Genomic DNA, 25,448 nt, shown 5'->3' with positions numbered 1-25,448 from the left:
GGGAACACGGCGACGCCGAGATTCTCCGGCGCCGAACCGCTCCGGCGCCGGAGATGCCGAAGGTCACGGTGTCCGCGCGGGACAGCGCGGACACCGGGGGTCACCGCGGGACGCGGAAGGCGGGCGCAGGCGTCCATGTGGGCCGACGCGGGCGCGAGCACCCGACGTCACACGGGCGCGACGCTGGCACCAAGCCGTCACGTGGGCAGGCGCAGGCGCCCGGCGGTCACGTGGACCGGCGCAGGCACCAAGCCGTCACGTCGGCCGACTCAGGCGCCCGGCGGTCACACGGCTTGGCGCAGGCGCCCGGTCACGCGCCGGCCGGCTGCCTGACGTTCGCCCGGACCCAGTCCACGATGGACACGGTCGTCGCGCCCGGAGTGAAGATCTCCGCGACGCCCTTCTCCTTGAGGGGGGCGATGTCCGCCTCGGGGATGATGCCGCCGCCGAAGACCTTGATGTCCTCGGCCTCGCGCTCCTTGAGGAGGGCGATGACGGCCGCGAAGAGCGTGTTGTGGGCGCCGGACAGGATGGACAGGCCGATCGCGTCGGCGTCCTCCTGGATCGCGGTGTCGACGATCTGCTCGGGGGTCTGATGAAGCCCGGTGTAGATGACCTCCATACCGGCGTCGCGCAGCGCCCGCGCGATCACCTTGGCCCCACGATCGTGGCCGTCGAGCCCCGGCTTGGCCACCACCACGCGAATCGGACCGGCTGCCACACCCATCACTGCCTCCATGAACGGACTACTTCAACCTGCACCGACGAGGACTGCCGACACATGCCGCGACGACCGCCACCGGACCACGACCGACAACTGGTCGAAGATTCACCGACTAATTCACCGATTGATTCACCGATTGACCAGTATTGACTACCCGTTGTCACCAACAGGCGTCCGTCGATCGTGCCGACTACTGACCATCGACACATATCGCTCAGTTTTCCGCTCGCCACACCGGATCACTCCGGATCACCGATCGCGCCAAGCGGCACAGGCGTCCCGGGCCCTTTCGGCCCGGGAAGTGAACGAACGTTATCGCCAGCATCCCGCAACCGGCAGTTTCGCGGTGGAGACCGAGGGGGAAATCACACACTGGGACAAGTTCGCCGCGCACGGTTCCGTACCGCGGCACTGGCGCCGCAGGGATCTGCGGCGTACGGGCCTCGGCCGGAGCGGGCGCAAGAAGAGCCGCGACCAGGTGGCCGCACATCGCGTCGTCAGCGGGACGGCGTGGTGCTGGGGCACATCGGCGACGGCACGACAGCGGGGAGCGAGGCCGGGCAGCAGGACCGCGGGAACACGAGGGCGACTCCACGCCACGACACGAAGCCGGCGCATCCAGCCCGGCGCACCGTCGGGGAGCCGGGGTCGGCGTCGTATACCGCGCCCTTCGCCGAGCACTCCGCAGCGTCACCGGTCTCACACCCCGGGGACGTGTCGTAGGCCGCCGCCGTCGCCGACCTCACGGCTTTCCACTAGGGCACACGGGGGACGGAGTGGTCCTCCCGCGTGCCGACTGGAGGTCGGCCATGAAGGTGACCGAGGCTGCGTCGCCCTTTCTCCCCCTGTGCCAGCGCCTGTTTCCGACGAAGCTGGCCGGGCTCTCGATGGCCCTGCTGAAGGCCACGGCACTGGAGCTCGCGATCCTCGCCGGGCACCTCCTCCTCTATCCCTCCGGCATCACACAGGAACGCCGCACCGGACACCCGCTCCCCCCGCCCGACGTGGCCGCCACGCTGCCCACCGAGGCCAAGCCCCCGGTCGTCCTGCTCCACGGCTTCATCGACAACCGCTCCGTCTTCGTCCTGCTGCGCCGCAATCTCGCCCAGCACGGCAGGCAGCACATCGAGTCCCTGAACTACTCGCCGCTGACGTGCGACATCCGTACTGCGGCGGAACTGCTGGGCCGGCACATCGAGGAGATCTGCGAGCGCACGGGCCATGACCGCGTGGACATCGTCGGACACAGCCTCGGCGGGCTGATCGCGCGCTACTACGTGCAGTGTCTCGGCGGCGACTCCCACGTCCGCACCCTCGTCACGCTCGGCACCCCGCACTCGGGCACCCGGGTCGCGCCGCTGATGAACGCGCACCCGATCGTCCGGCAGATGCGTCCCGGTTCTCCCGTGATCGAGGAACTGACCGGCCCCGCCCCGGGCTGCCGTACGCAGTTCGTCAGCTTCTGGAGCGATCTCGACCATCTGATGGACCCGCTGGAGACGGCCTGTGTCGAGCATCCCGACCTGCTCGCCCAGAACGTCCGCGTGAGCGGTGTCGGCCATCTCGCGCTGCCCGTGCATCCGGCCGTCGCGACCGGCATCCGGCAGGCACTCGACATCGAGGTGCCCGGATCCCTCGCCGTGGCCCGCATGGGCAGGGGCGGACTCACGGTGGCGTGACGGTGGCGTGACGGGCGGCCTCACGGTGGCGTGGGGCGGCCCGGAAGCGGTCCGGGGCGGCACGGAAGGGATTCGGGGCGGCACGGAAGGGATTCGAGGGGGCACGAAGCGGTCCGAGGGCGGCCGTCGGGAGGGCTGACGGCCGCCCGACGGCCTTCCCGTGGACGGAAACCCTCGAACGTTTATCGAACGCCAGGCCAAGGCCTTGCCCGCCCTCCCCCGAAACACGGCCGAATGCCCGTTTCCTGCGAAGGGGAAACCTGCCGAAGATTGTCGCGCCCGCATACCGACGGGTACAGTCGCCGCACTGCTCTGCCAGCCCCTGTTGTCGAGGCGAAAGAGAAGTTGGTGAACGACCGTCACCCGTCGGGGATCGCGACTCCCCCGGCCCCGGCTTCCGACGCCGCCTCGGCGTCCTACGCGCCCTACGGCGCGCAAGAAGCCCAGTACGGCGGCGACTTCACCGCGTACGGCGACCACTCCGCCATGACCTTCGACTCGGGCGCGGCCACCATGGGCGCCTACGCCGGCTCGGACTTCGCCGGCGACCCGCTCTTCGGCACCATGCCCGGCGGGGCCGGCACCGGCTCGTACGACGCCACGCAGTGGAACGCGGGAGTCCAGCAGCCGATGGGCTACGACCCGTACGCGGCGCAGCACACCGCCTACGGCACCGGCGCCCACGACGCGACGGCCTGGACGAACGACTACCAGCAGCTCACCGACATCCCCGCGCAGTATCCCGGCCCCGACGCCTCGGGCCAGTGGGACGCGAACGCCTGGGTCCAGCCCGAGCAGCCGCTCGACGGCACCCAGCAGTGGACCGTGCCGACGCAGGAGACGGGCGCGTACGACGCCACGCAGTGGAACAGCGCCGGCGGCCAGGGCACGTACCAGGCCTACGAGCACCCCCAGACCGAGACGTACGAGCACTCGGGGACGGAGCCGTACGACCAGCCGGGGCCGGAGTCCGCGTCGTACGACCATGATCTGACCCGGCTCGACATGACGTACGAGGGGACGTCCGACGCGGCGGACGCGGTGCCCTTCGACCAGCAGGCGACCGCGACCTTCGACCAGGCGGTCCACGGCGGACTCGACACGGTCGGCAACGAGGCCGAGTTCGACGCGGCCGAGGACTTCGCGGACACGCACGGCCCCGACGAGGGCTACGACGACCACGACCCGTACGACGAGGGTCGCGAGCGGCCGCTGCTGGAGGACCAGGAGGAGATCACCCCGGTCCGGCTTCCCTCGCCCCGGAGCGGTTCCCGTGCCCGGCGCCGCAGCCCCGCGAAACGTTCCGCTCTGCTGACCGTCGCGGTGCCCTCGGCCTGTGTCATGGGGGTCGCGGGGATCGCCGCCGCCTCCGTGGGCGGTGTCGGCGGCCTCGGCGGGAACGACTCGAAGGACACCACGGCCAGCGCTTCCGACGCGACCTCGGTGAAGCCGTCGGCCGCCAACGTCAAGCTGGACACCCAGCTCCAGAGTCTGTCCGCGGGCGCGGACGACTTCGCCGACCGGGCGAGCCGCACGCAGGAACGTATCGACCTCAAGGCGCAGCAGGCGACGGAGAAGAAGAAGGCGGCGGAGGCGGCGGCCCGCAAGGAGCGGCTGCGTCCGAAGTTCGCCCTTCCCGTGGCGCAGCAGGGCCTCAGCGCCTACTTCGGCCAGGCCGGCGTCAACTGGATGTCCGTGCACACGGGCATCGACTTCCCCGTCTCCTACGGGACGCCGGTGATGGCAGCGACCGACGGGACCGTCCGGACGCAGTGGAACAGCGCGTACGGCAACATGATGATCGTGACCGCGATGGACGGCACGGAGACGTGGTACTGCCACCTCTCCACGTACCAGGTCGCCTCCGGTACCACCGTCAAGGCCGGTGACCAGATCGCCTTCTCCGGGAACTCCGGCAACTCGACCGGCCCGCACCTGCACTTCGAGGTCCGCCCGGCCGGCGGTTCGGCGATCGACCCGCTGCCGTGGCTGCGCAGCCACGGCCTGGACCCCACGTAAGAAGCCGGATCCCGGTCAGGAGCCCGGCCGCCGCGTGACCCCGGGCGAGAACCCGGCGCCCGCGGCCCCCGGCCGTCCGCCTCCGGACGGCCAAGGGCCCCTGCGAACGGTCTCGCGGACTACAGCTTCTCCACCGGCGCGTACCGCAGCAGCAGCCGCTTCGGCTTGGGCTCTCCGAAGTCGACCGTCGCCTCCGCGTTCGCGCCCGTCCCCTTCACCCCGACGACGGTGCCGAGGCCGAACTGGTCGTGCGTGACCCGGTCCCCGACGGCCAGCGAGACCACCGGCTTCTCGGTGGCACCACGGCGGGTGGCGAACCCGGAGGCACCCGAGGCCGCGGACCGCGAACGCGAGGACGAGAGGGAGGCGGCGACACCGGAGACCGGACCGGCGGACATGGGCGCCGTCGCCCCTGTGCGCTTCCAGTCCAGATGGGTCGCCGGGATCTCCTCCAGGAAGCGGGAGGGCGGGTTGTACGAGGGCTGTCCCCACGCGCTGCGCATCGAGGACCGGGTGAGGTAGAGCCGCTCGCGCGCGCGGGTGATGCCGACGTACGCCAGGCGCCGCTCCTCCTCCAGCTCCTTGACCTGTCCGAGCGCGCGCATGTGCGGGAAGACGCCGTCCTCCATGCCGGTCAGGAAGACCACGGGGAACTCGAGGCCCTTGGCGGTGTGCAGGGTCATCAGGGTGATGACGCCGTTGCCGTCCTCCTCGTCCGGGATCTGGTCGGAGTCGGCGACGAGCGCGACCCGCTCCAGGAACGCGGAGAGTCCGGGCGGGGTCTCGCCCTCGCCGGTCTCCTGCTCGAACTCCAGGGCGACGGCGGCGAGTTCCTGGAGGTTCTCGATCCGGGTCTCGTCCTGTGGGTCGGTCGAGGCCTGCAACTCGGCGAGATAGCCGGTGCGTTCGAAGACGGCCTGCAGGATGGTGGCCGGGCCCGCGCCGGACTCGACGATCGTACGGAGGTCTTCCATGAGCGTGTTGAACCGCTTGACCGCGTTGGTGGAGCGCGCGGCCATGCCGTAGGCCTCGTCGACGCGGCGCAGCGCCTGCGGGAAGCTGATCTTCTCGCGTTGTGCCAGGGCGTCGATCATCGCCTCGGCGCGGTCGCCGATGCCTCGCTTGGGCACGTTCAGGATGCGGCGCATGGGGACCGAGTCCTCGGGGTTGGCCAGCACCCTCAGATACGCCAGGACGTCCCGGACTTCCTTGCGCTCGTAGAAGCGGACACCGCCGACGACCTTGTACGGCAGGCCGACGCGGATGAAGACCTCTTCGAAGACACGGGACTGGGCGTTCGTACGGTAGAAGACCGCGACGTCGCCGGCCCTCGCCTCGCCCGCGTCGGTGAGACGGTCTATCTCGTCGGCGACGAACTGGGCCTCGTCGTGCTCGGTGTCCGCGACGTAGCCCGTGATGTTCGAGCCGGCGCCCGCGTTGGTCCACAGGTTCTTGGGGCGGCGGGACTCGTTGCGCTCGATGACCGCGTTGGCGGCCGTCAGGATCGTCTGCGTGGAGCGGTAGTTCTGCTCCAGCAGGATCGTCGTCGCGTTCGGGTAGTCCTCCTCGAACTGGAGGATGTTGCGGATGGTCGCGCCGCGGAAGGCGTAGATCGACTGGTCCGCGTCACCCACGACGCACAGTTCGGCCGGGGGCAGGTCGAACTCGTTGGGCGGTACGTCCACGGGGTGCTCGGAGGTGCCCACGAGCTCCCGGACCAGCGAGTACTGCGCGTGGTTGGTGTCCTGGTACTCGTCGACCAGGACGTGCCGGAAGCGGCGGCGGTAGTGCTCGGCGACGTCCGGGAAGGCGCGCAGCAGGTTGACCGTGGTCATGATCAGGTCGTCGAAGTCGAGCGCGTTGGCCTCGCGCAGCCTCGACTGGTACATCGCGTACGCCTGGGCGAGGGTCTTCTCGAAGCCGTCGGCGGCCTGGGCGGCGAAGTCCTCCTCGTCGATCAGCTCGTTCTTCAGGTTCGAGATCTTGGCGCTGAACGACTTCGGCGGGAACCGCTTGGGGTCGAGGTCGAGATCACGGCAGACGAGCGCCATCAGACGCTTGGAGTCGGCGGCGTCGTAGATCGAGAACGACGAGGTGAAGCCGAGCGTCTTGCTCTCGCGGCGCAGGATGCGGACGCAGGCGCTGTGGAAGGTCATGACCCACATCGCGTTGGCGCGCGGGCCCACGAGCGCCTCGACGCGCTCCTTCATCTCACCCGCGGCCTTGTTGGTGAAGGTGATCGCGAGGATCTGGCCGGGGTGGACCTCGCGCTCGCCGAGCAGATGCGCGATGCGGTGGGTGAGCACGCGGGTCTTGCCCGAGCCGGCGCCGGCCACGATGAGCAGCGGGGAGCCGGAGTGGACCACGGCCGCGCGCTGGTTCTCGTTCAGTCCGTCCAGCAGGGCGGCGGGGTCCACGGCGGGCCGGGGCGCGCCGTCGCGGTAGTACGCGTCCCGGCTCGGCGGCAGGTCGAACTTCCCGCCGAACAGATCGTCCGGAACCGGCTCCGGTACGTGATCGTCCTCGGGCGGCGGAGGGTGCTCGTCCTCGTGGCCCGCGGAGGGCTTGAGGTTCGCCAGGAAGCTGTCGTCAAAGAGGCTGCTCATCGCTCTCCGAGTCTAGGCCGCCCCACCGACAGCCCGCCGCCACCCCGAGAACTCGGCCCGAAGTCGTGACGAGACGCCCGGCGGACACCAGGCGTGACCGCTTGCGGACACCAGAAGTGACCCCTGCCCCTGCCGACACCCCAAACCGCTACGGAGCGCGACAGCGTGGGCACTTTACGCGAGAGGCCGACCGGCCCGTGGGCGAGCCGTGCGCTCCCGGCGGCACATGCGGCAATGGTCACGAAAATGTATCGGGCGTATCGGGCATCAACCTTCACACGGGCCACACCGGTTGGCTAGCGTGCTCGAAGACCGCTCGACCACATCCGGCGAACACCGCCGGGCCGGGCGGCCTCCGCCGAGTCCGGTGCGCCGAGAGGCCCCGGAGCCGGGGACCCACCGACTTTGGGGTGAATCGGTCCAACCGCCTTGTGGGGCACGGACCGTAGGGCAGCCTTCCGGAACCTCCCGCCCGAACCCGACAGCTAACTCGGCAGGCGGATGACGGAAGGAGTCGCCTCTCTTGGCGTCACACCGCAAGGCGCGTCCCACCGGTGCGCGCATCGCAGGCATACGGACCCCCGCCCTCGCCACAGCGGCCCTCACCTCCGTGGCCCTGCTCTCCCAGACCGCCAACGCGTCCCCCTCGGCCGAGCCCAGGCCCAGCATCGAAGAGGTCTCGAAGAAGGTCGACGACCTCTACCACCAGGCCGAGACCGCCACCGACAAGTACAACGCGAACCGGGAGAAGACCGCCAAGCAGCGCAAGCGCGTCGACACCCTGCTCGACGACGTCGCGCAGCGCACCGAGAAGCTCAACACAGCGCGCGAGGAACTGGGATCGTTCGCCGCGGCGCAGTACCGCACCGGGGCCGCCGCACCCGACACCGCGACCCTGCTGCTCGCGGACAACCCCCAGGACTACTTCGACCAGACCCAGTTGATGAGCCGCCTGACGACCCGCCAGAAGGCGTCCGTCGACGACTACATTGCGGAGCAGGCCGCCACCGCCGAGAAGCGGACGGAGGCCACCGAGAGCCTGGAGTCGCTGACCGCCTCGCAGAAAGAGCTCAAGACGTCCAAGGCCGAGGTGCAGCACAAGCTCTCCGAGGCCCGCGACCTGCTCTCGAAGCTGAACGCCGAGGAAAAGGCGCGTCTGGCGGCGATCGAGAAGAAGAAGCGGGAACAGGCCGCGGCCGAGGCGGCGGAGCTGGCACGGCAGCAGGCCGCCGCCGAGAAGGCCGCGCAGGCGCAGTCGTCGTCGGACAGCTCGGGCGACTCGGCCGCCGGTTCGACGACCGGGTCGTCGACGGGATCGACGGCCACGGGCTCCTCGTCGAAGGCGGCCGAGGCGCTCGCGTTCGCCCGCGCGCAGGTCGGCAAGCCGTACGTCTGGGGCGCCACCGGCCCGGACTCCTACGACTGCTCGGGCCTGACCCAGGCCGCCTGGAAGGCCGCCGGCGTCAGCCTCCCGCGCGTCACCTACGACCAGGTGAACGCCGGCACGACGGTCTCCCTCGCCGACGCCCGGCCCGGCGACCTGGTCTTCTTCTACGACGACATCAGCCACGTCGGCATCTACATCGGCGACGGCATGATGATCCACGCGCCGAAGCCGGGAGCGTACGTCCGTGAGGAGTCGATCTACTACGACGGCACCTCGGCGATCCACAGCGTGGTGCGCCCGGCGTAGCCCGGGACCTGGAAGCCCCGCGCGCGGGGCACGCGTGCGGGGCTCTCCCGATCCCCGCAGGCGTGCCCCGCGTTTTCGTCGCCGCCCGCGCGTGGCCCGCCCGCAACCGCTCCGCGGGTCCCTAGCATCGATGCATGCCAGACACACCGGACATGACGGACACCATTCCGCTCCGCTCCTGGTGGGCGGGGTGGGCGCCCGCCGCCGGGGCCGCCGTCATGGCCACGGGCATCCTCTCGATCGGGCTCAACCTGACCGGCTACGAGGTCCTGTCCCGGATCGCGCTGTTCCTCGCGTCGCTCGCCTGGGTCGGGCTCGCCTCGGACTTCCTCGCCCGGCTGGTGGGCGACCGGGCGCAGTGGGCGCGACGGGCCGGCACTCCCGCCGGGCTCGACGCGGTCGCGGCGACCACGGTGCTCGGCACCCGGTTCTCCACACTGGGGTGGCAGACGCTCGCCGAAATCCTGCTCGCGCTGTCGGCCGTGCTCTGGCCGGTCCTTCTGCTGATGGTCCTGCGGCACTGGCGGCGCCGCATGACGGGAGAGGTGTTCCTTGTCTGCGTGGCCACGCAGGGGCTCTCGGTCCTCGGGTCGACGATCGCCGGCGAGGTGGGCTCGGACTGGCTCGCGCATGCCGCGATGACGCTGTTCTGGGTGGGGATCGCGCTCTACGTTCTCTTGCTCGCGAACTTCGACCCGCGGGAGGTGAGGACGGGCGCCGGGGACCACTGGATCGCCGCCGGCGCGCTGGCCATCTCGGCGCTGGCCGGAGCGGGACTCATCGTGGCGCACGACGTGAATCCGTATCTGTGGAACAACGACGACCAGGGCGTCCTGCGCGCCACGACCGGCGCGCTGCTCGTACTGGACCTCGCCTGCTACGTCCTGCTGATCGTCGCGGAGGTGGTGTGGCCGCGCCCGCGGTACGACGTACGGCGCTGGTCGTCCGTCTTCCCGATGGGGATGTCGGCGGTGGCGACCCTCGCGGTCTCCGCCGCCCTCGACGTCTTCTGGCTCAAGGGGACCGGACAGGTGCTGCTGTGGATCGCGGTGGCGGCGTGGCTCCTGGCGGTCGCGGGCACGGCTCTCGCCTTCGGATCCGAAGTGCGGGGGTGACGCGGCTGTCAGGTCCGCGCGTCACGGGAGGGAGGCCGCCGGTCAGGTCCAGAGGACGGCGATGAAGATGTTCGTGACGGTCAGCAGTCCGACCAGGCCGAAGAGGCGCTTCTCCACCGTCTCGTCGTCCCGCTTCACATAGACGAGCCCGAGGATCACGATCAGCAGGGCCAGCTTCACACCGATCTTGACGGTGTTGACCGTGCCGCCGTCGGCCTGGTTGAGCCCGACCAGGGCGACTCCGGTCACCAGCATGGTCAGCGCGCCGTGCAGCATCGCCGGGACGAAGCGGGCGGTGCCCTTGCCCATCGCCTTCATCTGCGTGAGGAAGCCGCCGAGGAGCGCGGCGATGCCGATGATGTGCAGGCCGACGAAGAGATGGATGAGTACGCCCATGGGGCCGGAGCCTAATCGCACCCTCTGACGCCTCCGTCGGCCGGGCCCCTCCCGACCGGGCGGCCCCTTCCTCCACTCTCTCTCCACCGAACCGTCGCGCGTCACCCATAGCACCAGCACCGCGTGAACTGTCCGTGATTCGCCGGTTCGGTCATGACCCTGCGTGAAGTCGATGCCGTACAGACAGGATCTTGGCCACATTTAGTCGCTCGTCGATCCAATCGCGATAGTTCCGTACATAGCGTTACCAACGGCGCACTCTCAGGTTTAGCGTCCTCCACCAGGTGACCGGCTCCCCACCACCGTCCGGGCCAGGGACGGCAGTCGGACACCACCGCCGAGAAGGTCCGGCGGCGGCCCGCTCCCCCTGTGTGCGCCGCCGCCGGACACCGCTTGACCGCACCTCAAGGGCGGTCGCACGGAAGGATGTGGGCCCTCGTGGCAGCGCACCGCAAGGCCAGGCAGCGTTCGGTCGGCGGAAACACGGCCCGCACAGCAGTCACCATCGCCCTCGCGGGCGCGGCGACGGCCACCGGCTTCGACGGGGTCGGTCACGCCGACCCCCAGCTCTCCCCGGCACAGGTGAAGGCCAGGGTCGACAAGCTGTACGAGGAGGCGGAGGCCGCCACCGAGAAGTACAACGGCGCCAAGGAGAAGGCCGGCCAGGCGGAGGCGAAGCTGGGCAAGCTCCGCGACGAGGCGGCCCGCCGGGAGGACCGGCTCAACTCGGCCAGGGACGCGCTGGGTTCGATGGCGGCGGCGCAGTACCGCAGCGGTGGGCTCGACCCCGTGGTGCAGCTCGCGCTCTCCGACCACCCCGATCGGTATCTGGACGGGGCCGCCCTCGCCGAGCGGGTCGGCACCCGGCAGTCGGCGGAGATCGCCGGGGTACGCAAACAGCTCCGCGAGCTCCAGCAGTTGCGCGGGGCGGCGAACATCGAACTGGCCAGGCTCAAGTCGCGGCAGGCCGACCTGAAGCAGCACAAGAAGACGGTCAACGAGAAGCTCACCGCGGCACGCCGGCTGCTCGACCGCCTCACCCCGGAGCAGCGCACGCAGTACGCGGAGCGAGGCGGCGCCAACGACCGGCAGCACGTCTCGCGCGACACGACGCGCGACCCCGCGCCGGTCGCGTCGTCCGACGCGTCCGGCGCCGCCGGAGCGGGCACCGCGGCGCCCAACTCCCGCGCGGCGGCCGCCGTCGCCTACGCCTACGCGAAGCTCGGCAGCCCCTACGTCTGGGGCGCCACCGGGCCCAACGCCTTCGACTGTTCCGGGCTCGCCCAAGCCGCGTACCGCTCGGCGGGCGTCTCCCTGCCCCGCACGACCTATTCCCAGATCAACGCCGGCCGACGGGTCACCCTCTCCGAACTCCAGCCCGGCGACCTGGTGTTCTTCTACGCGGGCATCACCCACGTGGGCATCTACATCGGCAACGGCCAGATGATCCACGCCCCGAATCCGTCGGCGCCCGTGCGGGTGGCCCCGATCAGCGAGATGCCCTTCGCCGGGGCCACCCGGGTCGCCTGAACCTCAGGGTCAGACCAGTCGTCGCGCCGTCGCCCAGCGGGTCAGCTCGTGGCGGTTCGAGAGCTGGAGCTTGCGCAGGACCGCCGAGACGTGCGACTCGACCGTCTTGACGGAGATGAAGAGCTGCTTGGCGATCTCCTTGTACGCGTACCCCCGGGCGATGAGGCGCAGGACCTCGCGCTCGCGCTGGGTGAGGCGGTCCATGTCCTCGTCGACGGGCGGGGCGTCGGTGGAGGCGAAGGCGTCGAGGACGAATCCGGCGAGGCGCGGGGAGAAGACCGCGTCGCCGTCCTGGACGCGGAAGACGGAGTCCACGAGATCCGTGCCGGTGATCGTCTTGGTCACGTACCCCCGGGCGCCGCCGCGGATCACGCCGATCACGTCCTCCGCCGCGTCCGAGACGGAAAGCGCGAGGAACCGGACCGGCTGCTCGGCGTCGGCCATCAACGGGGCGCAGCGGCGCAGTACTTCGACACCGCCGCCGCCGGGAAGGTGGACGTCGAGGAGGACGACCTCGGGGCGGGTGGCCGTGATGACCGTGACCGCCTGGTCGACGTCCGCGGCCTCGCCGACCACCTCGACGCCGGTCCGCGCGGTCTCCCCGATCTCGGCCTGGACCCCCGTACGGAACATGCGGTGGTCGTCGACGAGCACCACGCGCACCCGGCGCCCGCCCTCGGCGTCGGCGCCCGCGGATGCGGTGGCACCGGAGGCCTCCGCGGCCGAACCGCCGGACTCCACAGGCTCGTTCGTGTCGCTCATGACGTTTTCTCCGCCCTCTCCATCTCCAGCTCGACCTCCGTGCCGCCGTCCGGCACCGCGCGCAGTCGCGCCGTGCCGCCGTTGCGCTCCATGCGGCCGATGATCGATTCTCTGACGCCCATGCGGTCGGCGGGTATCGCGTCGAGGTCGAAGCCGGGGCCGCGGTCGCGGACGGACACGAAGACCGTCCTACCCTCGACTTCGGCGTAGACCTGCACGGCGCCGCCCTCGCCACCGTACTTGGCCGCGTTCACCATCGCTTCCCTCGCCGCCTGCATCTGCGCGGTCAGCCGGTCGTCGAGCGGGCAGTCGCCCACGACGACGACCTCGATGGGGACGCCGTGCTTGTCCTCGACCTCGGCGGCATGGCCGCGGACCGCCTCGGCGAGCGTGGCGGGCTCCTCGTCCTCGTCCTTGCCGCTGCCGTCCGGTTTGTAGAGCCAGGCCCGCAGATCGCGCTCCTGGGCACGGGCCAGGCGGCGCACCTCGTTCGCGTTCTCCGCGTTGCGCTGGATCAGGGTGAGGGTGTGCAGCACGGAGTCGTGGACGTGGGCGGCGACCTCCGCCCGCTCCTGCGCGCGGATGCGCATCAGGCGCTCCTCGGAGAGGTCCTGGGTCATCCGGATCAGATAGGGGCCGGCGAGCAGCGCGACACCGACGAGGACCGCGAGCGCCGCCTGGAGCACCGAGCCGAGGTGGGCCGCGGAGCCCTGGAGGACGAAGATCCCGGAGACACCGGCGGTGACGAGCAGCACGCCCGCCGCGGACCGCAGCAGCGTGAGCGTACGGCGGCGGCGGCCGACCTCCGCCCAGCGGGCCCGCCGCGCGTTGTCCGCCTGGCGCCAGACCAGGGCGACGCCCGCGCCGACGAGGACCGTCGGCCACAGATACGCCTTCGTGCCGCCGCCGAGGTTCACGTTGCCGACGAAGACCATGGCCACGACGACCATGAGGAGCAGGGCGACGATCTGGCCCTTGTCCGGCTTGCGGGCCACCAGTCTGCGCCGGCCGTCGGGCGAGGTCTCGGTGGTGAACGCCGGGGTACGGCCGGAGCCGACGCCGCCGACGCCGAGCGGCACGAAGAACCAGAACGCGGCGTACAGCAGCGCGCCCAGCCCGTCCGCCATGAACAGTCCGACGAACACCAGCCGCACCCAGACCACGGGCAGCCCGAGATGCCCGGCGAGCCCCCGCGCCACTCCTCCGAGCCAGCGTCCGTCGCTGCTTCGGTAGAGCTTGCGCGGGGGCCGCGGGTCGTCGGTGGGCAGGACTGCGGCTTCCGGCATGCCATCGATGTTCACACGCCCGGCGGACCGGAGCATCAGGGTCGGCCCCGGATACTCCCCTGATCTTCGAGAACCGGCCTTCGAACGGTCCCCGCCCTCCCCTTCCGGGCGGATATCAGGGTTCGGCCAGGGTCATCCCGACTGCCGCCGCGCCGTCCCGCCCGTCACCATGGACGCATGACAGATCAGCAGCACGCGGCGGCGGAGCCGGAGCCCGGCGCCGCTCCGGGTGACGAGCCGCGTGCTCACGGGGAAGCGGCCGCGGCACGGCCGGCGGACGCCGCCGACGAGGCCTCCTCCGAGGTGCCGCGCAGGTTCCGGCGCGACCGCCGGCAGAAGATGCTCGGCGGGGTGTGCGCGGGGCTCGGCCGGCAGTGCGACATGGACCCGGTGATCTTCCGTATCGTGCTCGCGGTGCTCGCAGCGACCGGCGGCATCGGCCTCATCTTCTACGGCTTCGCGTGGCTCTTCGTCCCGTACGACGACGAAGAGGAGAACGAGGTCCGCAAGCTGCTCACCGGCCGTGTCGACGGTCCCGCGCTGACCGCGGTGCTCTTCGCGCTGGTCGGCTGCGGAGTGTTCCTGTCCATGCTCAAGAACGGCGGCGTACTGACGTTCGCCGTCGTCCTGTCCCTGCTGCTGGCGGGCGCGGGCTACTGGTCGCAGAACCGGGGCGCCGCCGACCCGGACCCGCTGGCCGCGCAGGCCGCCGCCGACGCCCCGCCGGAGGCGAAGGCCCCGCCCGCCCCCGACTCCTATCCCTCGTGGTGGCGCGACCCGATCGTGAAGGACGGTTCGCACGTCGGCGGCACCGGCTACATGTGGGGTCCCGTGGAGACCCGGGACCGCGATGTCGCGGCCGCGCTCAACATCGCCCGCGGCACCTCACGCCCCTCCCCGGGGACGGACCGGGAGCGCGGACAGCGCGGCCCCCGCCCGATAGGCGGCCGCGTCTTCCTGCTCGCACTCCTCGCGGGCGGCCTCACCACCGGCCTGAACTGGCACGGCCAGGCGCTCGGCACCAGCCTCCAGGCCGGACTGGCCGCCGCGCTCATCGTGTTCGGCCTGGGCATGGCCGTGAGCTCGTTCCGCGGCCGCACGGGCGCGGGAACGGTCTTCCTCGCGGTGATCACGGCCGGTCTCCTCGCGGCCTCCGCGGCCCTGCCGAAGGACATCGGCACGCACTGGGTGCGGACGTACTGGACCCCGGCGACCGCGGCCGACGTACGGCCGGGCTACGACCTGGGCACGGGGGTGGGCACCCTCGACCTCAGCGGTGTCGACCTCGCCAAGGGGCAGACCGTGAAGACGAACGCCGAGGTGGGCGCGGGCCGGCTGAAGGTGATCGTCCCCAAGGACGCGACCGTGCGGCTGACCGTCGAGGTGGGCGTCGGGGACATCCAGCTTCCGGGCGACGACAAGAAGGACGTGGACGTGGAACCGGGCAAGCACAAGCAGGTGATCCTGCCGCCGGCGACGGGCGCCAAGAACGGCGGCATCTTCGACCTCGACCTCCAGGTCGGCGTCGGCCAGGCGGAGGTGGCCCGTGCCTCGTCATGAGTTCCAGCCCGGAAAGCTCGTGGCGGGCCTGTTCCTCACCGCCGGGGGCATCGCCTACGCCGGCGACGCGGGCGGATGGTGGGACACCGAGTGGTTCGCCATCATCCCCGTCGTCGTGGTCGGCCTCTGCCTGGCGGGCGCCGTGGCCTCCGTGAACCACGCCGTCCGCAGACGCCGCGGGGCCCGGAGCCGCACCTGAACTCCCGCCCCGCCGACGCGGCTTCGCGCCGGCCCGCCGATCAGCCCTGTCGGGCTCAGTAGCCGGTCCGTTGCTGACGGCGGCGCTTGATCACGGCGTCCACCGACCAATAGGACGCGCCGGCCAGCACCAGGGGCGTCCAGCAGAACAGGTACGGGAGGTCGTTGCCGTAGTAGTACGGGTCCGAGGCCCAGCTCACCGTCAGCCACAGGCTGAGCGAGATGAGGGCACCGCCGAGCGCGGCGAGACGGGCGAACAGGCCGATCAGGATGCCGATCCCGACGGCGAGCTCACCGAACGCGATGGCGTAGCCGAAGCCGACGGGGTTCTTCAGGGACAGGTCGACGAGGGCCGGTATCGCGGAGGAATCACGCACCGTGCGCATCATGTCGCCGATCGAGCCCGAGCCGGAGGCCTTCATGAAGGCGCTGTCCGTGAGTTTGTCGAGGCCGGCGTAGATGAAGGTGACGCCCAGGAAGATCCGAAGTGGCAACAGGGCGTAGTGGGTCGCGGTCTCCCGCCAGTCCCGTCGTTCACCCAGATACTGGGTGTGAGTATCCGTCCGCGTACCGTGAGTCATCGTTCTCCGCCACCTCTCACCCGCGTGCCGTTGACCACTCAACAGACCATACGTACGAATCGGTTCCCCGACTCAGCCGACGGAACCTTTTCCGGTCCTGTTCTCTCGGGACACCCCCATCGAACCCGAGGCTCCGTCCCAGCCCCCGCTCCTCAATCGCCGGAGGGGCTGAAACTTCCCGCGCCGGGGCTGAACTCTGGATAGACCACGACGCACCCGCAGCCGGGAATGGACGCGAGGGGCCGTGCCGGTACATCGATGCCCGTCGCCACCGACGCCCACCCCTCACCCAACGGCGACGGGCTGATGCACCGGCACGGCCCCGACCCACCACCGAACCGAACCCGGCCCCGCCGCCTCCGCCTACGCCTCCGCCTCCGCCTCCGCCAGGAACCCTCTTCCCCACGCGAAAACCGGAGAACCTTCAGGGCTGCTCCAGGAGAACTCCACAGGTAAACGCGGGTAACACCCCAGGTCACCGAAGTAAGCGCGTACCGACCGCCCAGTTCGGCGAAAGGGTCGCGCCGCCCCGCTACCTACGAGTAGCGTGCGCGCTGCTCACCCCCCGCTCCCTGCGGTCCCGCCCCGGACCCGAGCCACGCAAGGAGAACCGGGATGCCCGACACGTTCTCGTCCCCCGAGCACCCAAGGCCACGCCGGCACCAACCGCACGAACGCCCCTACTCGCCGCCCCCGTCCCCGCGAGCCCCCCTGTACCAGCCGTACGAGCCCTACGCGGACGACCCCCTGCACCCCGGTTATCCGCCGCCCGAGCCTGCCCCCGACCCTTCCCGGCTGACCTACCCCTGGCAGCCCCGGCCCCGGCCTCCCGAGCCCGAGCGACGGCGGATGCCACGCCAGAAGCCCCTCGGACAGCACAGCGACATCAGACTCCTGCGCGGCGCCTACCGCCGCCAGCGCCGCGTCGCGACCCTCACCGCACTCGGTTACTTCACCCTCTTCCTCATCCTGTCCGCCTTCGCGCCGTCTCTCATGACGAGCACGGTCTCCGGCGGACTGTCGACCGGCCTGCTGCTCGGCCTGCTCCAGGTCCCCGTCACCTGCCTGGCCATCGCCCTGTACGAGCACTCCGCGCGCCGCCGCCTAGACCCCATCGCGGACCGGATCCGCAGACAGAGCGAACTGGACGCGAAACGGGAGGCGGCGCGATGACGGGATTCACCACATCCGCCCAGACCATGTCACTCGTGGCGTTCACGGCCGTCGCCACGGTCACCCTGCTGCTGTGCGTGATGACCGGCCCCGACCGGGACGACCTGGACGAGTTCTACACCGGCTACGGATCGCTCTCCCCGATGCGCAACGGCCTCGCCATCGCCGGGGACTACATCTCCGCCGCGAGCGTGCTCGGCACGAGCGGCGTCATCGCGCTGGCCGGCTACGACGGCGTGGTCCTCGCCCTGAGCACGGCCCTGTCCCTGATGCTGCTGATGTTCCTGCTGGCCGAACCGCTGCGCAACGCGGGCCGGTTCACCATGGGCGACGCCCTCGCGCGCCGCATGCCCGGCCGCGCCGTCCGCAACACGGCCTGCGCGGTGACCATCGTGGCGCTGCTGCCCCTCATGCTGGTCCAACTCGCGGGCGCGGGCGACCTGCTGGCGTACATCCTCGGCTTCTCCGCCGACTCCCTGAAGACCGGCTGCGTCATCGGCCTCGGCGCGCTGATGATCAGCTACGCGGCGATCGGCGGCATGAAGGGCACCGCCCTCATCCAGATCCTGAAGATCGTGATGCTGCTCGGCTCGGGCGCCGTGATCGCCGTCCTCGTCCTGCAGCGCTTCGACTGGAATCCCGGCACCCTGCTGGCCGCCGCCGCCGGCAACAGCGGTGTGGGCGACGCCTACCTCCGCTCCGGTCTCCAGTTCGCGGGCGGCGCCAGCCCTCGCCTGGACATGATCACCTCGGAGCTGACGGTCGTCCTCGGCGGCGCCTGCCTCCCCCACATCACCATGCGCATGTACACCGCGGACAGCGCCCGCCAGGTACGCAGGTCACTGTCCTGGGCGGTGCCGTGCGTGGCCCTGTTCGTCCTCATCGTCAGCGTCGTCGGTTTCGGCGCCACGGCCCTGATCGGCCGCGACGCGATCGCGACGGCCGACCCGCAGGGGAACACCGCCTACCTGCTGGGCTCCCAGGCCGCCTTCGGCACCTCCGTCTCCACCGCCGAGACGCTGCTGTTCACCACGGTGACGACAGCGATCTTCCTCACGCTGCTCGCGTCCGTCGCCGGGATGATCCTGGCCTGCGCCAACTCCCTCGCCCACGACGTGTTCGCGCACAGCCGGCTCTTCCGCGGCCGCCGCCGCGACGACGAACTCTCCCCGCGCCGCGAGATGCTCCTCGCCCGCATCTCCGCGCTGGCGGTGGGGGCACCGGCCATCCTGCTCGCCACCCTCGTCCAGCATCACAGCCTTCAGCCCCTGGTCACCCTGTCCTTCTGCCTCGGCGCCTCCGCGATCGCGCCCGCGCTGGTGTACGGGCTCTTCTGGCGCCGCTACACCCGCGCCGGCCTCCTCGCCACCCTCATCGGCGGCACCCTCACCGTCCTCGTCCTCATGCCCGGCACCAACCTCGTCTCCGGCTCCCCCACCGCCGCGTTCCCGGACGCCGACTTCAACTGGTTCCCGTTCACCACGACCGGCATCGTGTCGATCCCGCTGGGGTTCGCCTATGGCTGGCTCGGGACGGTGGCCTCGGGCCGCCGCAAGGCGGGAGAACAGCGGAAGCAGTACGAGGCGGTGGAGGGGTGGATCCTGGCGGGGGCGATACGGAGGGGAAGGTAGAACCGGAAACCGGGCGAGACGGGTGGGTGCGTGTGTGGGAAGGACGCCGCGAAGCGGCGAAGAGGCACCGCGGAGCGGTGGAAGCAGGTGGCCGCGGAGCGGCAGAAGTCTGAGGCCCCCCGCGGAGCGGGGGGCCGGCCCGCTGCCACCTACTCCGCCGGGGCCCGCCCGGTGAGAGACGTAAGACTGCTCTGCACATGCTCCATCTGCGCCCGCAGGTGATCCCACCGCTCCCCGTGCTCCCGCAACACACGATCCGTCTCCCGGGCGATCCGCTCCTCGCTGACCCGCGCCTCGGCGACCAGCTCCGCGCCGCGCGCCCCCGCGTCCTCCTGCCGGTGCCGGTCCCACTCCTTCGCCTCCGCGAGGGCCCGCTCGGCCCGGGCGAGCGACTCCCCGGCGCGCGCCTCACGGTCGCGCAGCCCGGCCTCGGCCGCGGCCTCGCGCTCGCCGGCGGCCCGCTCGAACTCCGCCCACCGCGCGGCGTGCTCCGCCTCCTGCCCGGCGGCCAGGACCTCCGCCCGCCGCCGCACCTCGCGCAGCGCCGTGAGCACCTCACCCCGGTTCTCCTTGATCTCCCGCCGCGCGGAGACCCGTACCTCGTCGGCCTCGTCACGGGCTTCGGCCAGCCGCCCGAGGGCCCACTCCTCCGCCTCGTCGCGCAGCTCGTCGGCGTACGCCCGCACCGCCTCCCGTACGTCGCACCCCACCGCCTCGGCCACCTCGGCCTCCGCCCGAGCCTCCCGCCGGGCCTCCTCCCGCAGGGTCTCGGCCTCCTCCATGCCGAGCTCGAAGATCCGGCGCGCCCGCTCGCCGAGTTCCTCGTACGTCTGCGGGGCGAGCCGTGTCACGGCCTCCCGCAGCCGTTCCGCCTCGGCCTCCATGTCCTTGGCCAGCACGGTGAGCCGGGCGGCCCGCTCCCAGGCGGCGTCCCGGTCCCGGGAGAGTGCCGCGGCGTACACGTCGACCTGTTCGGGACGGTAGCCACGCCCCCGTACGGCCATGAAGCCGTGCGACGACACCCGTGTGCTGCTCATCCTTGGACCCCTCTCCGCCCGACCCACACGAAAAGACGATTTCGCGCACATCTTGATGGATCACGCGGAAGTGTTCATAACGCGACACTCCGCCCGCTCATTCGGCCGAAACCGGGTCACAGGCATGTCATTCGAGGTCAGCGAGGGAGATACGGACAAACGGACGAGGCGCCCGACCCGTGAACCGGGCCGAGCGCCTCATGCGTACCGCTGTGTCCTGTCCCTCCCGCAGTGCCGCGGGAAGCCGCCGCCAGGGCCTGTCGGACGGGAATGGTCGGACAGCCCTAGAGCAGCCCGTCCCACATCTCCTCCAGCAGGACCGACCACCAGCTCTCCGGCGAGGCCAGGGCCGCCGGGTCGAGCGAGGCGAGCTGGGCCTGGAAGTCGACCGTCCAGCGGCCCGCCTGCTCCTGGTTGAGACCGAACCGCAGCCGCCACATCCGGCCGAGCAGCGCCAGACAGCGCGCGAACTCGGGCAGACCGGAGTTCACGAACTGCGGCGGCACCGGAGCACCCCCGGGACCGGCCTCCACCGGCACCGCGACGATGTTCGCCGTGCCGTACTGGACACAGATCGCCTTGCCGAAGTCGCTGCCCATGACGAGGTACGAGCCCGCGTCGTGGGACGCCGCCACCCCTCGCTCCTGCGCCAGTTCGGCGAGCGTGGGCACCGGACGGCCCGGCTGGGCCTGCGCCCAGAAGAACGGGCCCATGTCGACCGGCAGCCCCGCCACGACCAGGGTGTGCGCCACGATCGGCGGCACCCCCTGCCGCGACACGGCCGCGTGGTCGAACCGGAAGACCCCCGGCCCGAACGCCGTCGCCAGCTCCTGCGCGATCGCCTCCGGCGGGACCGGCGGCACGGGCTGCACGGGCGGAATCGGCGCCCGCACCGGCGCCGGACGGGCCGGACCGTCCGCGACCTGGTGCAACTCGCTGTGATGCGCGAGGAGTTGATGCATCCCCTGCTGCCGGCTCGCGTGATCCGTGCCGTACGGCGCGATGCTCGTGATCCGCGCCTGCGGGAAGGTCTCCCTGATCATCCGCGCGCAGTACGCGCCCGGCAGCTCACAGGACTCCAACTCCGTGTGCAGCTCCAGCACTTGCTGCGGCGGTACGTTCATCGCGCGCAGCTCGTGCAGGATCTGCCACTCCGGGTGCGGCATGCCCGGCGCGGACCGCCGGATGAGCTGCTGCTCGGACCCGTCATGCGCCCGGTAGCGCAGCACGGCCTGGTAGCCGGGTCCGACGGTCGGCTGCCCCGTCTGCGGATAGCCGTACGCCGGCTGCTGTCCCGGCATCGGCTGACCGGGCACGGGCCGGCCGGGCAGCGGCTGCGGGACGCCCTGCGGCATGCCGGGCGCCTGCGGAGGCTGCGGCGCACCGGGGCCACCGGCCGGAGGGGCGAACATCGTCGCCGCGTGGTGCACCTCACCGGAGGGCGTGCCCACCGGGGCGCCGGGGGCACCCGGAGGCTGCGGCGCGCCCGGGCCGCCCACCGCGGGCCCGGCCAGCATCGTCGCGGCGTGGTGGACACCGCCCGGAGGAGGCGTGGCGCCGGGCGGCGTGGGCGCGCCGGGCACTCCCTCGGGCCCGTCCGGCCCGAGCTGCGAGACGAGCTGTGTCGGCACGTAGCCGCCCGCGGGCGCGCCCGGTCCGGGCGGCGGAGGCGTACTGCCCGGCCGCGCTCCCGGCACACCCGGCGCGCTCGGCGGATGCGGAGTGCCCGCGGAGGCGCCGCGCGCCGCTCGGGGCGGCTGCGCCTTGCTGGTCGCGGCGTCGGCGATGTCACCCGCGTTCGGCGGCAGCGGCCGCGACGGCACGGCGGGCGGCGGCGTACCGGGGGCACCCGGAGCCGACGGAGTGCCGGGCGGCGGAGTGCCCGGCCCCGCGCCGGGGCCCTGCGGATAACCGTAGGCCGAGGCGCCCGGCACACCGTGCCCCGACGAACCACCCGACGGCGCGGGCGAGTTCGGGCCCGCGGCGACGGGCGCCACGGTCGTGTGCGGGAGCCGGCTGCCCCCGGAGATCAGGGCGGTCTGATCGTGCGCTGCCACCGGCGGCGGAGTGCGTGAGTCGTCGGCATCCGTCAGCGGCGGAGCGAACACGGTCGCCGGCAGCGGTACGGAACGGTCGTCCCCGGGATCGGCGTTCGTGTCCGTCCCCGCCCACGGGGTCGCGTCGGCGGGAACGGCCGGCCTCATGTCCTGCCGGTCCGGGACCTCGTCGTCGGTCGCGGCGTCCGGCCACGGCGTGGCACCGCCGGGAACCGGAGCGGGGGAGGCGGAGCCCGGCGAGGGCACACCCGGCGTGGTCGCCGGGGAAGCGGCGTGCACGCCCGGCGCGGCCGCGGCTCCGTGCTCCCCGGAGTCCCCCGGCGCACCGGAAGGCGAACTCGCGCCCGCGGCGGCCCCGTTCGCGGAGCCGCCCGCCGAAGCGGCGGCGGGACGGGACCCGGCCCCGTCGGAGCCGGACGATCCCGACCCGGCACGCCGGTCCGGGATCCCCATCCTGTCCGCGGCCTCCTGCAGCCACTCCGGAGGACTCAGCAGGAACGACGTCTGGTTCAGATCGACCCGGGCCGCCGGCGCCGGCGCCGGTTCGGGGGCCCCGGCCGGCACCCCGTACTCCTCCTCGTACCGGCGGATGACCTCACCCACCGGCAGCGCGGGCCACAACGTGGCCTCCCCGCTGTCCCGCGCGATGACGAGCCGCTGCGCGCCCCCGTCGGAACGCGGCCCCTCGGCGCGGTCCTCCGCCCATACGACGAAACCGAGTTCGAACTCGCGCACCCGCACCTCACGGTGCTGGTACCCGGGCACATCCCCGTTGATCCACTCTTCCGCGCGCTCCTGCGCCTGCGCGAAGGTCACCATCGCAACCTCACTCCCCCACCGAAGAGACGGGCACGGCGTGAGCGAAGCCGCCGTCCACCATCAGATTCGCCACCGTCTCCAGCTCCGGCGGATTGCCCGCGAGCCGCGACAGGAACTGGTCGAAGTCGTCACCGCACGGCAGCAGCAGCCGCTGCACCCGCTCGGCCGCCGGCCACTCGTCCTGGTCACGGGCGTCGTCGAACGCGCAGAACCAGACCGAACCGATCCGGTCGCCCTTCACCTTCACGGCCAGCAGACCGCCCTGCACGAACCCGACACCCAGGTAGTCCTTGGTCAGATGGTCGCGCAGACACTTGTTGATGTACACCAGGTCGTTGACCGCGGCCTCGTCGCGCACGGTGAACAGCGGCTGGTCCACCAGCAGTCCGAGCTCCGCGTCGAGCGCGGCGCCGACCGGAGCGCACCCGCCCGCGGCCTTCAGGAACGACCGGTAGGCGCCGGGCAGCCGGTAACCGAGGTCCTCCTCGACCGCCTGCACCTGCTGCTCGGTCACCGCGACCGACGACTTCGGCAGCCCGAAGTGCGCGGGCCGCGTCTCCTGCAACGGCCGCGTCCCCCGCTTGGCATGGTCGACGGCCGCGGTCGCGACACCGCCGTGGTGCCGCAGCAGGGCCTTCACCTCGACCGGCACCAACTCGAGCCGCCGGGTGCCCGCCACGTGGTGCCACGTCCAGCCGTGCGGAGTCGCCACCGAAGGAATCGTGTCCCACAGCTCGTGCCCGGACGCGGCGAGCGCGGCGTTCGCGGAGACGTAGTCCGTCAGCCTCAACTCGTCGACGCCGAAGCCCTCCGGGGGCTCGGCGATCTCCGCCGCGGCACGCGCGTAGAGCGAGAAGTCGGGATAACCGCGCTCGTCGATCCGCACACCTCTGGGGTGGCGCGCTGCCCGGACCGGATCCGGGAAGTTCACGACTTGCCCGGCGTAGGCCGCGTTCGGCGGCGCGGCTTGTTGCCCGAGCCGACCTGTCGTCATGGCGGTTGCCCCCTGCGGCGTCTTCAGTAGCTGGATGGAGCGCGGATGTCGACAGCCTATTCGGTTGTACGACACCGGTCACCGGGCCTCCGGTTCCGTGACCAGCCGTCACCCCGCCGTGACCGTATGCCGAAGGCCTGGCGTGTCGCGGCGCCCCAGCTACCGCTCCCGCCATGGCATTTGGCAGTCTGTCTCCGCACCGGGGGATGCACGGGAGGGAAAGACGATCATGAACGCGACGCATACAGGCACGTCCGGGGATCCCCGGGTCGGCTGGAGCAGCGCCGAAGCGCTGCACGCTCCCGCCCTGCTGTACCGCCGCGACGGCATACTCCCCACCGTCGCCGCCGCGCTCTCCGTCCGCGGCGCCACCCTCACCGGCACGGCCGCCCGCGGCGACCAGCCACCCGCCCTTCACCCGCTGGTCCAGGACTTCCTCGACACCCTCACGAACGCGCAGCGCGACCGCTTCACCGGCCGCTGCGCCGAGGCCATCCTGATCTCCCGGCAGATCGTCTCCGCCGACGCCGAACGCAGCAGGCGCGCCGGCCGCAAGCCGATGACCAACGGCGAGGCCCGCAAGGCCCTCAAGGGAGCCAAGCTCACCGCGCGCCGCATCCGCGAGGACGGCGACCCGCTGCACGGCAGCTTCGCCCCGCCCTGCCGCTCCTGCACGGCGCTCAGCGGCCACTTCGGCGTACGCATCGTCGACCCGGCCGCACCGGACGCCTGAGCTCCCTCTCCCCCGCATACGTACGTATGACGGCGTCCCGCGACGCCGATGTCCCATCCCTCGACGAACGAAGGGCAGATGCACTCCGAACGCTCCTCCTCCAGCCTCTTCTCCCCACCCGGACAGGGGGGACCCTCATCGCGCTTCCCCGAACCGGTGGACGCCGCACTGCGCTCGGCGGGATGGCAGCCGGGACGCTGGGACATAAAGCAGGCCGAGTACTGGGCCGACGAGCTGCGCGGACACGCGTCGCCGGCCGGACACCGGCACTCCGTGTTCCCGGCGGCGGTCGAGGCCTGGGCGGAGTTCGGGGGGCTGCGCGTCGGCGCCATGGGGCCCGGGCGCCAGGTCGCCCCCGCCCTGCTGCATCTCGATCCCCTGCACGGGCTGCACATGGCCCGCACCCTCGGCGATCTCGGGCGCGCGCTCGACACCGAGGTCTGCCCCCTGGGCGAGGAACCCGACTCCCACGCGCTGCTCGCCATCGACGCCGAGGGCCGTGTCTACACCCTCGACCACACCGGCGACTGGTACCTGGGCCCCCACATCGACGCGGCCCTGACCACCCTGCTCACGGGCACAGCCCCACCCCGCCTGACCACAACCTGACCCCGGGCAGCCTTTCGCCCCCTCCGCCCGTACCCTTCCCACTCCTGGGGCTCCGCCGCGTACCCGCAGCCGCGATCCGGCCGGAGGGGCGGAATGCCACGCCCACATCCAAGCCACCACAGACCCGCAGCCGGGATCCGGCGAAAGGGGCCGTGCCGGTACATCGATGCCCGTCGCCACCGACGCCCACCCCTCACCCAACGGCGACGGGCTGATGCACCGGCACGGCCCCGACCCACCCACCGG

General features: G+C 71.8%; 20 protein-coding genes and 1 riboswitch. Of the genes, 11 read left to right on the top strand and 9 right to left on the bottom strand.

Annotation, left to right across the window (positions count from 1 at the left end; genetic code table 11):
• Window positions 1-310: 310 nt before the first annotated feature.
• Entirely contained in the window at window positions 311-727 is a 417-nt protein-coding gene (locus ACWEBX_RS21675; RefSeq protein WP_037626795.1) for a cobalamin B12-binding domain-containing protein, read from the bottom strand.
• 806 nt (window positions 728-1,533) lie between these two features.
• Here ACWEBX_RS21675 and ACWEBX_RS21670 point away from each other — a divergent pair.
• Window positions 1,534-2,403, top strand: coding sequence for an esterase/lipase family protein (locus tag ACWEBX_RS21670; RefSeq protein WP_451886465.1), 870 nt, complete (start codon window positions 1,534-1,536; stop codon window positions 2,401-2,403).
• A gap of 234 nt (window positions 2,404-2,637) precedes the next feature.
• Window positions 2,638-4,422, top strand: a complete 1,785-nt coding sequence (locus ACWEBX_RS21665; RefSeq protein WP_451886464.1) for a M23 family metallopeptidase — start codon at window positions 2,638-2,640, stop codon at window positions 4,420-4,422.
• 119 nt (window positions 4,423-4,541) lie between these two features.
• On the opposite strand, the gene pcrA is transcribed toward ACWEBX_RS21665, so the two are convergent.
• Window positions 4,542-7,028 carry a DNA helicase PcrA gene (gene pcrA / locus ACWEBX_RS21660; RefSeq protein WP_451886463.1) on the bottom strand — a complete coding sequence of 829 codons (2,487 nt, stop codon included), beginning with the start codon at window positions 7,026-7,028 and terminating at the stop codon, window positions 4,542-4,544.
• Window positions 7,029-7,374: 346 nt separating this feature from the next.
• Window positions 7,375-7,543, top strand: a riboswitch (cyclic di-AMP (ydaO/yuaA leader).
• An 8-nt stretch (window positions 7,544-7,551) separates the two neighbouring features.
• Here pcrA and ACWEBX_RS21655 point away from each other — a divergent pair.
• A complete protein-coding gene (locus ACWEBX_RS21655) occupies window positions 7,552-8,721 on the top strand; it encodes an NlpC/P60 family protein (protein WP_451886462.1) in 1,170 nt (389 codons plus the stop codon).
• A gap of 134 nt (window positions 8,722-8,855) precedes the next feature.
• Window positions 8,856-9,836 carry a tellurite resistance/C4-dicarboxylate transporter family protein gene (locus ACWEBX_RS21650; RefSeq protein ID WP_451886461.1) on the top strand — a complete coding sequence of 327 codons (981 nt, stop codon included), beginning with the start codon at window positions 8,856-8,858 and terminating at the stop codon, window positions 9,834-9,836.
• Between the two features lie 42 nt (window positions 9,837-9,878).
• Here the strand turns inward: ACWEBX_RS21650 and ACWEBX_RS21645 are convergent, their stop codons facing one another.
• Window positions 9,879-10,232 (bottom strand): hypothetical protein, encoded by a 354-nt coding sequence (locus ACWEBX_RS21645; RefSeq protein WP_451886460.1) that lies wholly within the window; start codon window positions 10,230-10,232, stop codon window positions 9,879-9,881.
• 438 nt (window positions 10,233-10,670) lie between these two features.
• Between ACWEBX_RS21645 and ACWEBX_RS21640 the strand changes: the two genes are divergently transcribed.
• Complete coding sequence (locus tag ACWEBX_RS21640; RefSeq protein WP_451886459.1) at window positions 10,671-11,762, top strand: NlpC/P60 family protein; 1,092 nt, start codon at window positions 10,671-10,673, stop codon at window positions 11,760-11,762.
• Window positions 11,763-11,771: 9 nt separating this feature from the next.
• Here ACWEBX_RS21640 and ACWEBX_RS21635 read toward each other — a convergent pair whose 3' ends face one another.
• Both ACWEBX_RS21635 and ACWEBX_RS21630 read right to left on the bottom strand, forming a co-directional pair.
• Complete coding sequence (locus ACWEBX_RS21635; RefSeq protein ID WP_451886458.1) at window positions 11,772-12,524, bottom strand: LuxR C-terminal-related transcriptional regulator; 753 nt, start codon at window positions 12,522-12,524, stop codon at window positions 11,772-11,774.
• Entirely contained in the window at window positions 12,521-13,810 is a 1,290-nt protein-coding gene (locus tag ACWEBX_RS21630; RefSeq protein ID WP_451886457.1) for an ATP-binding protein, read from the bottom strand. The genes ACWEBX_RS21635 and ACWEBX_RS21630 overlap by 4 nt, the downstream gene beginning before the upstream one ends.
• Window positions 13,811-13,987: 177 nt before the next feature.
• Between ACWEBX_RS21630 and ACWEBX_RS21625 the strand changes: the two genes are divergently transcribed.
• Window positions 13,988-15,370 (top strand): PspC domain-containing protein, encoded by a 1,383-nt coding sequence (locus tag ACWEBX_RS21625; RefSeq protein ID WP_451886456.1) that lies wholly within the window; start codon window positions 13,988-13,990, stop codon window positions 15,368-15,370.
• Window positions 15,357-15,569: a hypothetical protein gene (locus ACWEBX_RS21620; protein ID WP_386988129.1), complete on the top strand. Its 213-nt coding sequence runs from the start codon at window positions 15,357-15,359 to the stop codon at window positions 15,567-15,569. Before ACWEBX_RS21625 ends, ACWEBX_RS21620 begins: the two co-directional genes overlap by 14 nt.
• A gap of 55 nt (window positions 15,570-15,624) precedes the next feature.
• Here ACWEBX_RS21620 and ACWEBX_RS21615 read toward each other — a convergent pair whose 3' ends face one another.
• Window positions 15,625-16,149 carry a DoxX family protein gene (locus tag ACWEBX_RS21615; protein ID WP_355766697.1) on the bottom strand — a complete coding sequence of 175 codons (525 nt, stop codon included), beginning with the start codon at window positions 16,147-16,149 and terminating at the stop codon, window positions 15,625-15,627.
• A 615-nt stretch (window positions 16,150-16,764) separates the two neighbouring features.
• Between ACWEBX_RS21615 and ACWEBX_RS21610 the strand changes: the two genes are divergently transcribed.
• Both ACWEBX_RS21610 and ACWEBX_RS21605 read left to right on the top strand, forming a co-directional pair.
• Complete coding sequence (locus tag ACWEBX_RS21610; protein WP_451886455.1) at window positions 16,765-17,322, top strand: DUF485 domain-containing protein; 558 nt, start codon at window positions 16,765-16,767, stop codon at window positions 17,320-17,322.
• Entirely contained in the window at window positions 17,319-18,953 is a 1,635-nt protein-coding gene (locus ACWEBX_RS21605; RefSeq protein WP_451886454.1) for a sodium/solute symporter, read from the top strand. Before ACWEBX_RS21610 ends, ACWEBX_RS21605 begins: the two co-directional genes overlap by 4 nt.
• A 149-nt stretch (window positions 18,954-19,102) precedes the next feature.
• Here ACWEBX_RS21605 and ACWEBX_RS21600 read toward each other — a convergent pair whose 3' ends face one another.
• The 3 genes from ACWEBX_RS21600 to ACWEBX_RS21590 all read right to left on the bottom strand — a co-directional run bounded on the left by ACWEBX_RS21600 (window position 19,103) and on the right by ACWEBX_RS21590 (window position 23,860).
• Window positions 19,103-19,990, bottom strand: coding sequence for a cellulose-binding protein (locus tag ACWEBX_RS21600; RefSeq protein WP_451886453.1), 888 nt, complete (start codon window positions 19,988-19,990; stop codon window positions 19,103-19,105).
• Between the two features lie 284 nt (window positions 19,991-20,274).
• On the bottom strand, window positions 20,275-22,866 hold the full coding sequence (locus ACWEBX_RS21595) for an SUKH-4 family immunity protein (protein WP_451886452.1): 2,592 nt from the start codon (window positions 22,864-22,866) through the stop codon (window positions 20,275-20,277).
• A gap of 7 nt (window positions 22,867-22,873) precedes the next feature.
• A complete protein-coding gene (locus ACWEBX_RS21590) occupies window positions 22,874-23,860 on the bottom strand; it encodes an SMI1/KNR4 family protein (RefSeq protein WP_451886451.1) in 987 nt (328 codons plus the stop codon).
• 229 nt (window positions 23,861-24,089) lie between these two features.
• Between ACWEBX_RS21590 and ACWEBX_RS21585 the strand changes: the two genes are divergently transcribed.
• Entirely contained in the window at window positions 24,090-24,593 is a 504-nt protein-coding gene (locus ACWEBX_RS21585; protein ID WP_384795242.1) for a YwqJ-related putative deaminase, read from the top strand.
• A gap of 78 nt (window positions 24,594-24,671) precedes the next feature.
• A complete protein-coding gene (locus ACWEBX_RS21580) occupies window positions 24,672-25,202 on the top strand; it encodes an SUKH-3 domain-containing protein (RefSeq protein ID WP_451886450.1) in 531 nt (176 codons plus the stop codon).
• Window positions 25,203-25,448 lie beyond the last annotated feature (246 nt).

Source organism: Streptomyces sp. NPDC005070 (genome assembly GCF_053600395.1).
The sequence above is the reverse complement of the archived record's forward strand: the minus strand, read 5'-3'. Positions and strand labels throughout refer to the sequence as shown.